The organism is Anaerotardibacter muris (genome assembly GCF_943192915.1).
GTDB lineage: Bacteria > Actinomycetota > Coriobacteriia > Coriobacteriales > Eggerthellaceae > Anaerotardibacter > Anaerotardibacter muris.
Genome location: NZ_CALPCD010000002.1, coordinates 223,924 through 238,336 on the forward strand (window position 1 = coordinate 223,924; position 14,413 = coordinate 238,336).

7 protein-coding genes are annotated in these 14,413 nt (G+C 52.7%); 2 read left to right on the forward strand and 5 right to left on the reverse strand.

The window, feature by feature from the left end:
• Positions 1–130: 130 nt before the first annotated feature.
• Together NFR25_RS02875 and NFR25_RS02880 are read right to left on the reverse strand one after the other, a co-directional pair.
• Entirely contained in the window at positions 131–2,620 is a 2,490-nt protein-coding gene (locus NFR25_RS02875) for an N-acetylmuramoyl-L-alanine amidase family protein (protein ID WP_251197746.1), read from the reverse strand.
• A 24-nt stretch (positions 2,621–2,644) separates the two neighbouring features.
• Positions 2,645–6,766: a S8 family serine peptidase gene (locus NFR25_RS02880; protein ID WP_251197747.1), complete on the reverse strand. Its 4,122-nt coding sequence runs from the start codon at positions 6,764–6,766 to the stop codon at positions 2,645–2,647.
• A gap of 218 nt (positions 6,767–6,984) precedes the next feature.
• On the opposite strand from NFR25_RS02880, the gene NFR25_RS02885 reads away from it, so the two are divergent.
• Positions 6,985–7,938, forward strand: coding sequence for a glycosyltransferase family 2 protein (locus NFR25_RS02885; RefSeq protein ID WP_251197748.1), 954 nt, complete (start codon positions 6,985–6,987; stop codon positions 7,936–7,938).
• 240 nt (positions 7,939–8,178) lie between these two features.
• Here NFR25_RS02885 and NFR25_RS02890 read toward each other — a convergent pair whose 3' ends face one another.
• The 3 genes from NFR25_RS02890 to NFR25_RS02900 all read right to left on the reverse strand — a co-directional run bounded on the left by NFR25_RS02890 (position 8,179) and on the right by NFR25_RS02900 (position 13,263).
• Positions 8,179–8,436, reverse strand: a complete 258-nt coding sequence (locus NFR25_RS02890) for a glutaredoxin family protein (protein ID WP_251197749.1) — start codon at positions 8,434–8,436, stop codon at positions 8,179–8,181.
• 301 nt (positions 8,437–8,737) lie between these two features.
• A complete protein-coding gene (locus tag NFR25_RS02895) occupies positions 8,738–12,451 on the reverse strand; it encodes an efflux RND transporter permease subunit (protein WP_251197750.1) in 3,714 nt (1,237 codons plus the stop codon).
• Between the two features lie 281 nt (positions 12,452–12,732).
• Positions 12,733–13,263 carry an HdeD family acid-resistance protein gene (locus NFR25_RS02900; RefSeq protein WP_251197751.1) on the reverse strand — a complete coding sequence of 177 codons (531 nt, stop codon included), beginning with the start codon at positions 13,261–13,263 and terminating at the stop codon, positions 12,733–12,735.
• A 253-nt stretch (positions 13,264–13,516) separates the two neighbouring features.
• Here NFR25_RS02900 and proC point away from each other — a divergent pair, with 253 nt between their 5' ends.
• Entirely contained in the window at positions 13,517–14,311 is a 795-nt protein-coding gene (gene proC, locus NFR25_RS02905) for a pyrroline-5-carboxylate reductase (RefSeq protein ID WP_251197752.1), read from the forward strand.
• Positions 14,312–14,413: the final 102 nt, after the last annotated feature.

Genomic DNA, 14,413 nt, shown 5'->3' on the forward strand with positions numbered 1-14,413 from the left:
AGGGTGAATGCGATCATGCATGCGAGCACAGCTTGATATGCACGCATCATGCGCTCGCTCTTGAAGCTTCGAATCATATGTTGCAACTCGTTCATCATAAACGTCCTACCTAGATTCGCGGTGACCAGCTTTACGCGGTTGCGACCCACTTGCCGTTACCGTCCACATACCACTTGTTGTCGACCCAAGTATTCTTGGCCATCACACCATCGGAGCCAACATAGTACTTGCCGCTGATCCACTTGTTCTTCTGCATGTAGCCAGACTTGTTGAAGTAATACCAATTACCGGCAAGTTCGCCCCAACCCGTGATCATGGCACCTGAACCCTGAAGCCAGTAGGTCTGGCCACCTGTTGTGAGCCAGCCAGTGCGCATACGGCCATTGTCGCTTGGATCGAGGTAGTACCACTTGCCCTTCAGCTTCTGCCAGCCAGTCTTCATGGCGCCAGATGAGGTGTAATACCACCAGCCAGTTCCTTCTTTGCTCCAGCCCGTGATCATAGCGCCAGAGGATTTGAAGTTGTAGGTCTTGCCACCGATCGTCTGCTTGGTATTCTGCATAACGCCATCGCTGGCCATGTAGTACCATGTGCCCTTGATCTTCTTCCAACCAGTCTTCATCGCGCCATCGGAACCAAGCCAATACCACTTACTGTTGAGCTGCAGCCAATTAGCCTTCATCCAACCAGAACCGTCGAAGTAGTAGCGCTTGCCGTTGATCATGGCCCATTCGTTCGAAGGCCAGGACTTGTTCTGGGCCTTCTTGGTGGTGGCGTCATAGGAGAACCACCAACGGCTACCCGACTTCACCCACTTGCCCGTAACCTTGATCGGATACTGTGGGGTCGAGTTGATCTTGAAAGTCTTGGTGATCGAGCCTGAGTAAGAGCCCTTGCCCTTGATCACCATGGTTGCTGTACCAGGATTAACGTTGTTGCTGTAGGTGATGGTGAAGTCCGTACCATTCTTCAAACGCGTGCCATTGAGCGTGAGCGTGGGAACAGGCGTCTGAGCCTTTCCGTTCGCATCATAGCTCGCGCGAAGATCAGAGATCACCAGCAAAGGCGAATTCAAGCTCTTGATAGAAACCTTGTAGACGCTCTTCTGTGGCGTTGCATTGTAGGAAAGATCGATCAGCACAGCCTTCCCACCAAACGAAGAAGGTGAACTGTTGGAAGCCTCTGCCAAGTACTTCGCTGCGTTATCGCACATGATGATGTACGTAGCAGGATCTGTCTTCAGGGCATTACCGACATAATTCGCAGCAGTGAGCTCGAAAGAGATCTTGCCGCTCCTCACTTGATTGGCGATCGTGCTCTTCAAAGAAGCACTCCACGTAGGCATCGCGTTGGTCACGCCTGATTTTGCCATGTAGTAATTGAGCTTATAGTTAGTTGCGGTCATGCCCGAAATGGGGCTAAAGCCACTATGGAGCTTCTTCATCTGTGCGTCGGTCACGCCGAAGAACAGATGATTCCAATTGGCATCGCGAGAGCTATCGGCTGCCACGTCAACATGCATATTCTGGCCACCATCGACCGTGACCAGATTCCATGATCTACCATCAGCAGTTACCACGCGATTATTGACGCCCGCTTTGCTGAGGATAAGGTTCATGGCCTGAGCGAAGCTTTGGCTCGTACCCGTTTCGTAGAACAGAACTGCCGTAGCGCCTACATAGCGAGTGTTCGATGCTTCCTTGACCTTCAGCGTATTGATGATGTAATCGTGCGCGTACAGCACCTTTTCATAAAGGTTCGTACGCTTCTTGCATTCATCGGCGATCGCCTGGATCTTGGCATCAAGCGTAGAGACGTTAGTGCCAGACGTAATTCTAAAATATGCATTTACGTAGCTTTCTGCGCTAGATCCGTTCTTTCTGGCTGTAACTCGTACACGGTAGTCACCGGCGGCTTTAAGCCTATACCATTGGCTTGCTTTACCATTTATTCCATAATCGGCAGCAGGAAGAAAGGTGTTGTATCCTTCGATCTCGGGCGTATACGCACCATTGATCTTAAGGTCGATACCATCGATCTTAAAGGTGTAATCCTTAGATGTAACGGTATTGGGTCCGGTGGTAATACCAAGCTCGAACTTAACCAGGACAGCATCTCCATCTACGCTAAAATTTGCCTCAACGCTGATTGGCATACTTGCATTACCGGAATGCTCAGGTGCGTGATCAGCTCCAACAAAAGTGCCACCTTCACCTGATTGCGTAGTAATAGATTGAGCTTCGATTGAAGCTTGATCGCCTTCGCTGGCTACCGCAGCTTCACTGTCAGCAGAGCTAGCCGACTCCGCATTCTCAGAACCTAGCGTTGCCTCAGTAGAGATTCCAGTAGCAACATCGACCTCTCCTGCTTCTGCAACAGCAGCGTCCGCTTCCTGCGAAACAGAGCCCTGTTCGATAGAAGACTCTTCTGCAGCGCTAGTTGTTTGATCAACCTGTTCCTGGACAGAGTCTTCTTTGACCATACCGCCTTCGGTCGCAAAAGCCAGGCCAGGCGTTATCGCAAGCGCAAGCGACAGCAAGACCGCAATAGCCGCCTTGATGAATTTACTCGAGCTAAGCTCTGCTGTCTTTCCCGAGATCATGTTCTGAAAACCGTTCATTCGCATTTTCCTTCGATTTGCTGCCTATCGTGTTCTGCCAGTCCACTTGCCGTCAGAACCAACCCAATATTTTCCAACCCACTGGTTAGTGAGCATCTTGCCATTTCCATCGACATAGTAGTTGCCTACCCATTTGCTCTTCTGCATATAGCCAGACTTGTTGAAGTAGTACCACGTGCCATCGATCTTGATCCATCCTGTGAGCATGCGCCCATCAGGCGAGAGCAGGAAGTACGTCTGCCCACCTACTGTGAGCCAGTTGACGCGCATTGCACCCGAGGAGGTGTCCATGTAGTACCACTTACCACTGCTCTTGACCCAGCCTTTAGCCATCGCGCCCGAAGACTTGTAGTAATACCAGGTGTTGCTCTCTTTGTTCCAGCCCGTCTTCATGGCGCCGGAGCTGGTGTTCAAATAATACGTTTGGCCACTGATCTTCTTCTTGCCAGTCTGCATGATGCCGTCACCAGCCAGGTAATACCACTTACCACCCGTCTTGATCCAGCCTGTCTTCATGGCGCCATCGGTGCCAAGCCAATACCACTTTCCGCCCGATTGCAGCCATTTCGTCTTCATCCAGCCAGAGCCATCGAAGTAGTAGCGTTTACCGCCAATGGTGACCCAGCGATTGTAGGGGTAGTTCTTTCCACCCTTCAGCGAGGTGGTCGACTTCGCATCGAGTTGGAACCACCATTTGCCACCCGACTTCTTCCACGAGCCCGTTACTGCGGGAGCATCGGGTGCTGATTGCAAGACCACGTTGGTTGCGCCGCTGCTATCGGGAGCATTGTTGGTCGAATTATTCGAGTTGTTGGAATTATTCGAATTGTTCGATCCGCTCGAATTGTTTGGATTGTTGGTCGAGCTGCCCGAGTTGGAGCTACTCGGGGCGTAAATCGAAAACTCGCGAACAATGGTGCCCGTATAAGGGTCCTGGCCCACGATCACCATTTCATAAGTGACATTCTTTTTACTATCACCGATAGGAAGGACTGAATCTTTTTGACCCTTTATTCGATAGTAAATTCGATAGTCTGTTCCATTCTTAAGGACTTTACGTTCGGGACCGTACTTATCGAACGTAACCGTCACGTTTTGAGAGCGAACTTCGCCATTGTAGTTAAAATCATTAATAAAGCCATCGACTGTAGTAGTGGTCTTGTTGAGGGAAATGTCACTAATTTTGAACGTCGCGGTAATTTCGCCCGTATAGCATTTACCAGTGCCAACGATTCTAATTTGTGCCTGACCTGCTTTTGTGTTGTTTGAATAGTACGCCGTGTAATCAGTGCCTTGGGTTAATGCCTTCCCGTTATACGAAACAGTAAAGGATGGCCTGATTTCTTTCCCTGTATATTCCTGAGTTGGGATGGCAGATACAACAACGCCATGACTTAGGTCGCGAGGAGTAATCGTAAAATCACAGTCCCTGGTCACGGCCGTAAACATTGCTCGTCCTTTAAGCTTAACAGAAGCTTTACCAGGCTCAATATTGTTACTGAACCCTATGATTTGAAAATCGCCTGCGGAACCTTCTTTAAGAGTCATACCGTTATAAGTGGCCTTGATCTGCGGTGCACGAATTTCACTACCCGTATACTCTTGATCTGCAACTTCTATAGAAACCTTATTGAAGTCATAAAGAATACTGAAATGTTGTTCGATGCTGTCTTTGTAATTCCCTATTCCAACAATTGTTGCAGTGGCCAATCCTAAACTGGCGTTTGTGTTGCTGCTAAATTCGACCTTATAATCAGTACCCCTGGTCAATCGCTCCTGATTTACACCAGAATAAACAATGACATCCCCAATCGGCTCCACTGCGGCTCCCGTATAAATCTGATCAGGAATCGATGAAACGGTTGCATTTTTGATGCTGGCCGCCTGGATTCCGAATGTAGCCGACTTGGTTCCGTCGATATTTGTATTCGTGCCTTTTGATATAGTTACCGTTGCTGTACCCACATTGATGTTATTCGAATAAGTTGCCTTATAGTCAACATTGGGTGTTAAGGTCTGAGTTTGACCATTTACCTGCACTCTCACCGTGATAGCGGGCTCTTGAGGACCGCCTGTATAGGTTTGGACAGGAATAGGAGTAATTGTTGCGTCAGCAAGATTAATAGCTTCAGCAGTCTGACTTAAATCACTCGATTCAACGCTGATCTCTTTAGTAATCGAACGGGTGTCGATAGTTTTATGCGTTGCCGTGAGCGTAGCCGTGCCTGGGCTAACAGCGCTTATGGTGCCAGTATTAGGATCGACTGCAAGGACATTAGGGTTACTGGAGGTCCAGTCCCACTCCTTAGGATCGATGCTCTCATTATCTGCGCAGCACAACTCCAGCGGAACTGCTTTTTCACCATTAGCAAGAACGCTCTTGCCTGAGATCTCCGCACTCAAGATCTGCAGGGCACGATAGGCATCCACTTCGCCATAACCCGTTTCCCTGTCCCAGCCTTTTGAGCCAAGATCGGTCGCTGTTTGTTCAAGGATCTTACGCGCATCTTCTGCGGTCAAGCTAGGATCATAGGCAAACAGCAACGCTGCAACGCCCGACACTGCAGGGGTTGCCATAGAGGTACCTGTCTTATAGCCGTATTCCGAATCACCAGTATTGACCGCACTCACAATGCTCGTTCCTGGTGCAGAAATATTCTTGGCAGTGCTAAGGTCGCCGTCGGCAACGTTATAGTTCGATCCTGCATAGCGTGATACGTTGAATGAACCTGAGGCATCGTTCAAAGTGCTTGAAGTGCTATCGTGGGTCAAGTTGATAACAGTAAAGCAGTCCTCATAATCGCCAGGGATACAGTTATAAGGTGGTACCGCCGTACCCGCCGCATTACCAGCTGCACATACCGTAAGAATGCCTTGCTTCTTGGCCTTAGTTATATTCTTGTAAAGAGCATCGTCTCGATTGAGCGCGCCCTCTCCGCCTACGCTCATATTCACCACGCGAACGTTATGCGCTTTTGCGTTAGTCTGCACACCGTTAACTTCCATAAGCCAGGCATAAGCCTGAGCCAACGTTGCAGTAGTAAAGTTCTGCGTGTCCCCAACGCTTGCTTTAATAATGACCAGACCTGCATCATAAGAAATGCCCGCAATACCCTTGCCATTATTTGCATCCGCCGCAATGATACCTGCCACGTGGGTTCCATGTCCATTCTTATCAGCTACAGCATCAACTCCTGGGGTGTTGGTCTCGGAGTTGTAGGTCGCGCGAATGTTGTACACCAGGTCTTCGTGAGTGGCTCGGCAACCAGTGTCGATCACGGCAACCGACACCTTTGGTGAAGTAGCAGCGTCGTCTTTGCACTTCGCAATGCCCCAAGCCTTGTAGGCATTCATCGAAGTGAGCATCCATTGCCCCGATGCGCTCGGGTCATTCACTTTCACCGCTGCAGCTGTATCGATCGACTCGGAAGAAACGAAGCCCTCGCCCGTGCTCAGAGCGGTGAAGAGCTGACTTACGGTATCAAGATCATTTTCGGGGGTTTGCGCGGAAGCAGACTCGCTCTTTGCATCGTCTTCTGGATCAACAGAGCCATCCGCCTCCACAGAACCTTCACGAGCATCGTCAACCACAGAAGCCTCATTGACTTCAATAGCGACTTCATCAGCGCTCGAAACGTCTTCGAGCTGATAGTCAGAAACGTCGCCCTCGAGCGGATGATAGATATAGTTCGGCTGGGCCTGCAGGCCTGCAGCTCCCAGCGCCTCAAGGGCATTGCTCATGGCAACATCGCCATTGATGCTCACTTGAACGAATCCAGCAGAAACATCCTGTTCAGATACAGTTTTCGTCTCAACGAAATCCGTGTTTTCGAGCACAGCATTCAAGGCCTCCATATCGGTCGCATCATCGACCAGCAGGAGCACCTTGCCCTTTTCGTATTCACCATATGTTGAGTCGCTTACAACTTCCACCACATCGTTTTGCGGCTGTGCGTTGGTCACCTCGACCACATCTTCAGTGAGATTCGTGGTCTGACCTGCACTGGAGTTCGACTGCACCTCTGCGGTGCGCAGGTTGAAGAAACCTGCTCCAACCACCAATGCTATTGCAACAACGAAGCAAAACGAGGCGAGAACACCTCTTGGGCGGCGAAGTTTCGCGCGCTTGCTTTCATTCCTATTCATTTCGTATCCATACTGCCAATCCGGCCTCGACAATAAAGATGGGTAGAATTCTATCGCGCGCGCGTAAGAACTGTCATCAAGTTGCAACTTTTCTATACAGGAAATACACGCTTGAGCGAAAGTAGGTGCCACTGGAGCGCGGAGGCCCCCGTCTGCGGTCAGTGACATTTTGTATAATGAGGGTTCACAGCAGGTTCGATCGGGCGAAAAGAGGCTCAATGGCTGACAAAGTTGCAGTGCTTATTCCCTGCTACAACGAAGCGGTAACCATCGGCAAGGTGATCGACGACTTCAAGCGTGTTCTACCTGATGCCGATATCTATGTTTATGACAATAATTCCAAAGACGATACGTCCGCGATCGCCAAGGAACATGGCGCTATCGTGCGCATGGAGCCACGCCAAGGCAAAGGTAATGTGGTTCGCCAGATGTTCCGCGAGATCGATGCCGATTATTACATCATGGTCGACGGCGACGACACCTACCCCGCTGAAGCTGCTCCTGCGCTGCTCGAGCCGCTGATGAACGACACCGCCGATATGACGGTGGGCGACCGCCTCTCGAACGGCACCTACGGCGAAGAGAACGACCGTGCATTCCACGGATTCGGTAATGACCTGGTGCGTTGGCTCATCAAAGTGATCTATGGCTATGCCTTCGACGACGTGATGACCGGCTATCGTGCCTTCAACCGCATCTTCGTGAAGACCATGCCCGTGCTCTCTGAAGGATTCCAGATCGAAACTGAGATATCCATCCACGCGGTGGACAAGCGCTTCCGCATCAAAGACGTGCCCATCGACTACCGCGACCGACCTGAAGGCAGCTATTCCAAGCTCTCCACCTTTGGTGACGGTGCAAAGGTGCTGCGCGCCATCGCGTCGCTGTTCAAGGATCACAAGCCCATGGCGTTCTTCGGCTGGCTGGCGCTGATCTTGGTGGTGCTCGGCCTGATCGCGGGCATTCCTGTTATCGCCGAGTTCTTCCAGACGGGCTTGGTGCCACGCTTCCCCACTGCTATCCTTGCGATTGCGCTGGTCATTTGCGGTGCGCTCTCCTTCACAGCTGGCATCATCTTGGACACGGTGGCGAAGTCAACGCGCAAACAATGGGAGCTGTTCACCTACCAGGCCTACGAAGAGGCGCAGCAGCATCAGAAAGAAGAGGGCTAGAGCGCCAAGGCTTACCTTGGGCTAGGAATTTACGCCCCAGCGCTGCGTCATAGCGCTCTACACGCTCAGATGACCGCAAAGTACGAACCTGCACGATGCGATACGGTTCGCCGCCACAGATCGACTCCAAATATGAACGAGGCACCTGCATGACTAGGTGCCTCGTTCTTCATAGGATACGTTTTAGAGGGTGACGCGTTTGCGGAAATTACCCGAGCCCGTAGGCGCGCCGCCACAAAGCTATTTGTTTTCAACGAAAGTCTTATTCAGATAAGCGATGATGTCGTCAGATTCGTACATCGCAGTGCCATCGATGTCCAGGCAGGGAACCTGGAACTTACCGCCCAGATTGATGAGCTGGTCATAGATGACATCGTGCTCCATCAGATTGATCCTTACGATCGGCAGGACGATGTGATGTTCGTCCATGAAGTTGAGCACCTTCTCGCAGAACGGACAACCGTCTTTCACAAACAGCGTGTACTTTTCGTTTTCCATCAGGATCACCTTCCCAAAATTGGACTTCCAAGGGGCAGAGCCCTAACCGTCCAACGAACATTTTCTAGCGTCGGAAGGAGCCGAGATCTTCCGACGCCCTTCATATTAGAGTGCCTGATGGCGGGTGCGAGCTGAAAGCGGGGTTTGTTACGTTCCCGAAAGTTTTAGTTCACCGTTCTGTCGATTACGCAGCAAGGATCCCAGGCGGGAGCAAGAAAAGGCCTCACGGTCCACCCGCAAGGCCTTCGGTCGATCTTCATCTCAGCTCGGCCGAGCCACCAAGCTGCACGGTCCGCTCAAGCTAGCGCTGACCACCATGGTCGAGTGCTTGAGCCGCATGCTTTGCCTGTAGCGTTTCAAGGAACGCTTGCGCATCGCCTGGGTCGTCGTCGAGGGTCTCATCGCCCAAGTCAACTTCAGTAGGTACACGACGGTAGAGCAAGTCATACATGATCGGCACCACATAGAGCGTCATGAATGTAGCGTAGAGCAAGCCGCCTACTACGACCAGCGCCATACCGCGCTCCATGCTCGCGCCGATAGCCACGCTGAACACCATGGGCAACATGGCCAAGATGGTAGTGAGCGCCGTCATCATGATCGGGCGCATACGAGTCTTACCAGCAGCAACCAGCGCATGGTGCTTCTCCAGCCCGCCACGGCGCAACTGGTTCACGTAGTCTACGAACACGATACCGTTGTTCACGACCGTGCCCATCAACACCGCGAAGCCCATCATGGAGAGCATGGTAAGACCTTCGCCGCTGAACCACAGCGCGAAGAAGCCGCCTGTGAACGCTAACGGCACGGTGAGGATGATGATGAACGGCGAGAGCAAGCTCTGGAATTGAGCCACCATGATCAAGTAGATCAGCACGAAGCCCAGAATGAGCAAGAGCATCATCTGTTCGAGCATGGTATTGATGTTCTCGAGTTCGCCGCCGTAATAGATCTGGTAGTCGTCGGGCACATCGTAGGCATCGAGCTTCTGAGTCAGCTCGCGCGAGAGCAGTGCATTGTTGAAGCTGTCTTCCACTTCAGCGGTGACCGTCATGGTCTTGTTCGAATTCAGGTGAACGATGGAATCCGAGGCCAAGCCCTCTTCTACCGTGGCAACATCGCCCAGCTTCACGTCGACCGATTCACCCTGCTGGCTGGTCATGGTGATGACCGTGTCCAGGATGTCTTCGCGGGTAGGTACGTTGGTCTCGTCGATGATCTCGACCTGAACCTGAGTGCCGTCGATGGCCAGCTTGCTGGAAGTTGTCGAGGTGTTCAGCATCCCCGCAAGCTGCTGATAGAGCTGTGCAACGGTGAAGCCTTCACGCGTAAGCTTGTCTTCGTCCACGATCAGGTGCAATTCGTGATCGGCTTCTTCCATGCCGTTCTCGATCTCGGTATAGCCTTCGACCTCATCGATGATGCCCATCACGTCTTCACTGATGCGCAGCAGTTCGTCCTGGTCGGGACCCGTGATGGTCACGGAAAGGCCGCTGCCCATCATCGAACTCATAGCCTCCGAAGAAGAAGCGTCCGTGATGACTTCGCAATCAAGGCCCGCGGTCTTATCTGCCAGCTCCTGGCCGATGTCGAGCACCTGTTGTTCAGTGGTGACCGAATCGTCCATCTGCAAATAGAACATGAACATATCGTAGACTTGATTGTCGCTCGAAGAGGAAGTGCTCGACACCATAGAGATGGTGGAGGTGCCATCGATCGCCGCCACATTGCCCACGCCTTCGATGCTCACTGCTGCATCCATGATGTCGTCAGCCATGGCAAACGCATCTTCTTTTTCCACATCTTCAGGCATGATCACCGTGACTGACATGTTCTTACCCGTCATAGTGGGAATCATGGTGATACCCATGTTCACCACACCGCCGATAGCCACTACCAAAAGCACCACCGAAACCGCCAACGGAATGACCTTATGCTTCAGGAAGAAGTTGAGCGAACGGCCATAGGATTCTTGGAGCTTCTCGAACCACTTGTTCTGGCGCGGTACATAATTGCGGAACACGAAACGCGAAAGGCTGGGCACCAACGTGAGCGCCACCACGAGCGATGCGCACAACACGTAAGCGATGGTAAGCGCGAAGGGCAGCATCAGCTGATTCACGATGCCCGTAGTGAACACGATGGGCAAGAATACGCAGATGGTGGTCAACGTTGAAGCGATGACCGCGCCAGTGATCTGCTTAGCGCCCTGGACCGCCGCGCGCTGCGCTGGGATGCCGCGACCGCGTAGACGATAGATGTTCTCCAACACGATGATGGAATTGTCCACCAGCATACCAATGGCCAGTGCGATACCGCCCAAGGACATGATGTTGAGCGAGATGCCCGAGAAATACATGAGCAGCAGTGCCACCAGCACCGAGAACGGGATGGAGAACGCAACGATAAGGGTGGGCTTCCAACTGCGCAGGAAGATAGCCAAAACGATGATGGCCAGGAATGCGCCGAGCAAGAGCGACTGCAAGATGGAATTGATGTAGAGCGAGATGTACGATCCTTGGTCGCTGACGATATCGAGCGTAAGGCCAGGATAAGACTCGCGCAGCTTTTCGGCCTCTTCACGGCACGCATTGGAGATATCGCTCGTAGATGCGGTCGAACTCTTGAATACGGTCAGACAGGTACCTTCGGCGCCATTCAAGCGCATGTAGGCATCGCCCACATTGTCCACCAGCGTGATATCAGCCACGTCTTCAAGGCGGATCTCACCCACATTATCAAGATCGACCAGCATGAGGTTGCGCAGCTCATCAAGGCTGGCGATGTTCGTGCCCACCTGCAAGAGCCACTGTTCGTCGTCGGTGGAGTTGCCCAGATAGCCCGCAGGCATCGAGAAGTCTTGAGCCTTGATCAGACTGGCGAGCGTGTTCTTGTCCACCAGAGCATCGATGTTCGCCGAACTGATGGCCTTATCACGCGCATCTTCATACTGCGCCTGAGCTTCATCGAGCTGCGTCTTGCTCTGCTCGAGCGTGCTGAGCGCCGCAGCAAGCTGCGCCGATCCGCTGCCGAATTGGCTCGCTGCGCTCAAACCGCCCGCTTCTGCTGCAGCCAATTGATTCTGATAGGTAGAAAGCTCTCCCGTTGCCTTGGTGAGCTGCTCTTGAAGAGCTGCGATCTGCTGATTCAGCGCAGGCTTCATAGCTTCGGGGGCCGCCGCAAGCTGAGCCTGCAGCGATTGGATCTGCGCATTCAATGCCGCGACCTGCGCGGTACCCGAAGAGACTGCCAAGGTAAGGCCCGAGATGGTCTGACCCAGCTGATCAGTGGTAGTTTTCTCGGTAGAGGCAAGATCTTCCTGCTGCTTCTTCAATGCAGATTCTGCGCTGGTCAGTTGAGACTTGCCTTCATCGATGGACTTCTTCGCATCGGAAAGTTCCGAGTTCACGCTCGAGAGCAAACGGTTATTGATGTCTTCGATCTTGGATTCGTTCAGGCGCACTTCGACCGACTGATTCACCGCGCCCACCACAGAAACATCCGCCACGCCATTGATGCGCTCGAAAGCAGGTGCCAGCGTACTCTCAGAGAAATCAGAAAGTTCGTAGATGTCCTTGCCGTCATACGAACAGGCGATATAGAGCGTGGCCATCATGTCCATGCTCATCTCCATGTAATTAGGTGAACCCGCCGTTTCGGGCAGCAGGGACTGAACCTCGTTCACCGCTGACGACACCTTCACCATGGCTGAATCCATATCGGCGCCGTCCTCGAATTCGAGCACGACCATGGAATAGTTGTTAGCGCTTTGCGACTGGATCTCGGACACGCCGTTGACCTTCGAGAGTGCATCTTCGAGGACATCGGTCACTTCGACCTCCACCTTTTCGGCGCTAGCGCCAGGGTCGGTGGTGATGACCATAAGATAGGGAATGTCCATTTCGGGCAGCAGATCGGTCTTCATCTTGCTGACCGAGACACCACCGAGGATAAGTGCGATAATGACCGCAACGACGATGATATAGGGACGCTTAACGCTAAATTTTGAGAGCATGAAAGGCCACGGCACCTTTGGGAATGCGGGAACAGGAGTGCGTTTAAGCTGCGTTTAGGTCCTCTTCATTCTGCCACATTTCGCGTGCGCTTTCCCGCGCATCCTCCACCCCGCCCACGAACGGCAAGGGGGGGGTGAACGGTGAAGAGGAAGGCGAGTGCCCGAACAATTTGGGGCCGGTCCTTATCTTGTCTGGCCGTAATTGGGGACGGGTTCATTTCTGTCCGGGACAAAAATGAACCCGTCCCCAATTGTGCTTGCGCACTGATAGGTGCGATGGCCTAGACAGGTTGGTAGCCGCTGAATCCAGCGGCGATGAGCGTTGCGCCACGGATGATAGCGAAGACCGCGATGAATACCACCAAGGTTTCAGGGAAGATGAAGAACATGATGCCGATGATAAGGCTGAGGATGGCCGAGACCAAACCCACGCCCCAGATCGAACCGAGCTGCTTGCGCATTGCTACGATGCTGAAGATCTCGACGATCGCGTAAGCGATCACGAACGAGCCGATGAGCCACGGAAGCACATAGGCGGTGGCCAGCGGATGGATGACGAACATCAAGCCGATGATGATGTCCAAGATACCGTAAGCGATATACCAACCAGTCAGCTTCTGGATCTTGCGCTCACGGAAATAGGAAACGAAGTTCACCACGCCTGCGAAGATGAATCCAGCACCTGCCACGAACGTGACACTGAGCAGCGTAAGTCCTGGGTAGAAGGCGCACAAGATACCGAAGAAGATGAGCAATACGCCTGGGACGATGATCGACCAGTTCTTGTCTTTTTTCACTGCATTGGAAGCCATGATTCCTCTTTTCGCCATAACGCACATGCCACAAGGTCTTTGTCACGGTCATGCGATGTTCTTTCAGGAAGGGACATGTGGCTGCCGAATAGCCACTTCCCCTGTGAACAGCCTATCAGGCAACCATGCTCGCAATCAGACGCCAGCGAAGCGTTCACGGTCTTGAAAGAAAAGTGTTGCCAAAGAGTAAGAAAGTCGCAGAGTGTGCGCGCTATCATTAATGCTACGAAAAGAACCTTTCGAAGGAGGAACCATGAGGCTTGGTTTCATCGGATGCGGGAACATGGCGAAGGCCATCATCCAAGGGATCCTGGCAAAGGGCCTAGTAGCGCCCGAGGATATCTTGGCATCGAACACCACTCAAGCTCATGCGGATGCCACTGCTGCAGCGCTGGGCATTCAAGCGACCACCGACAATACCCGTGTTGCGGGCGAGTCTGACATCGTCTTTCTGAGCGTGAAGCCCCAACAGTACGAAAGCGTCATCGATCAGGTGAAGGACAACCTGCATGAGTGCCAGATAGTAGTGAGCATAGCGCCGGGCAAGACGCTCGCATGGTTGAGCGACAAGATCGCTCGCCCCGTGAAGCTGGTACGCGCGATGCCGAACACTCCTGCTGTGGTAGGCGAAGGCATCACCACGTTCTGCGTAGGCGACCTTACCACGCCCGAAGATACGAAGATCGTAAAAGAGCTGCTCGAGAGCTTCGGTTTGGCTATCGAATTGAAGGAATCTCTGATGGATGCGGCAAGTGCGGTAGGCGGAAGCACTCCAGCATTCGCTTATATGTTCATCGAAGCGCTGGCTGATGGCGGCGTAGCCGAAGGGCTGCCGCGCGAACAAGCACGCACGATCGCAGCTCAGGCGGTACTCGGAAGTGCGAAGATGGTGCTGGAGTCGGGCAAGCATCCCGCGCAGTTGAAAGACGAAGTCTGCTCTCCTGGCGGTTCGACCATCGCCGGCGTACAAGAGCTGGAATGTGGTGCTTTCGATGGCACTACCATGAGCGCAGTCCAGGCCACGGTTGCCAAGGCGCGCAGCCTCTAGGCCCAGCAGTCTCCAAGCTCGAACTCCCTATGTGCCAGCAAGGCAGGGTTTAGCCTAGTTCGCCACCAACCCTGTCACGGCTATGATTATTTTGTGCACGCG

Coding starts and splice junctions, on each gene's coding strand:
- NFR25_RS02900 (WP_251197751.1), bottom strand. CDS start 13,263: ATGGCTTCCAATGCAGTGAAAAAAGACAAGAACTGGTCGATCATCGTC.
- proC (WP_251197752.1), top strand. CDS start 13,517: ATGAGGCTTGGTTTCATCGGATGCGGGAACATGGCGAAGGCCATCATC.
- NFR25_RS02875 (WP_251197746.1), bottom strand. CDS start 2,620: ATGAACGGTTTTCAGAACATGATCTCGGGAAAGACAGCAGAGCTTAGC.
- NFR25_RS02885 (WP_251197748.1), top strand. CDS start 6,985: ATGGCTGACAAAGTTGCAGTGCTTATTCCCTGCTACAACGAAGCGGTA.
- NFR25_RS02895 (WP_251197750.1), bottom strand. CDS start 12,451: ATGCTCTCAAAATTTAGCGTTAAGCGTCCCTATATCATCGTCGTTGCG.
- NFR25_RS02880 (WP_251197747.1), bottom strand. CDS start 6,766: ATGAATAGGAATGAAAGCAAGCGCGCGAAACTTCGCCGCCCAAGAGGT.
- NFR25_RS02890 (WP_251197749.1), bottom strand. CDS start 8,436: ATGGAAAACGAAAAGTACACGCTGTTTGTGAAAGACGGTTGTCCGTTC.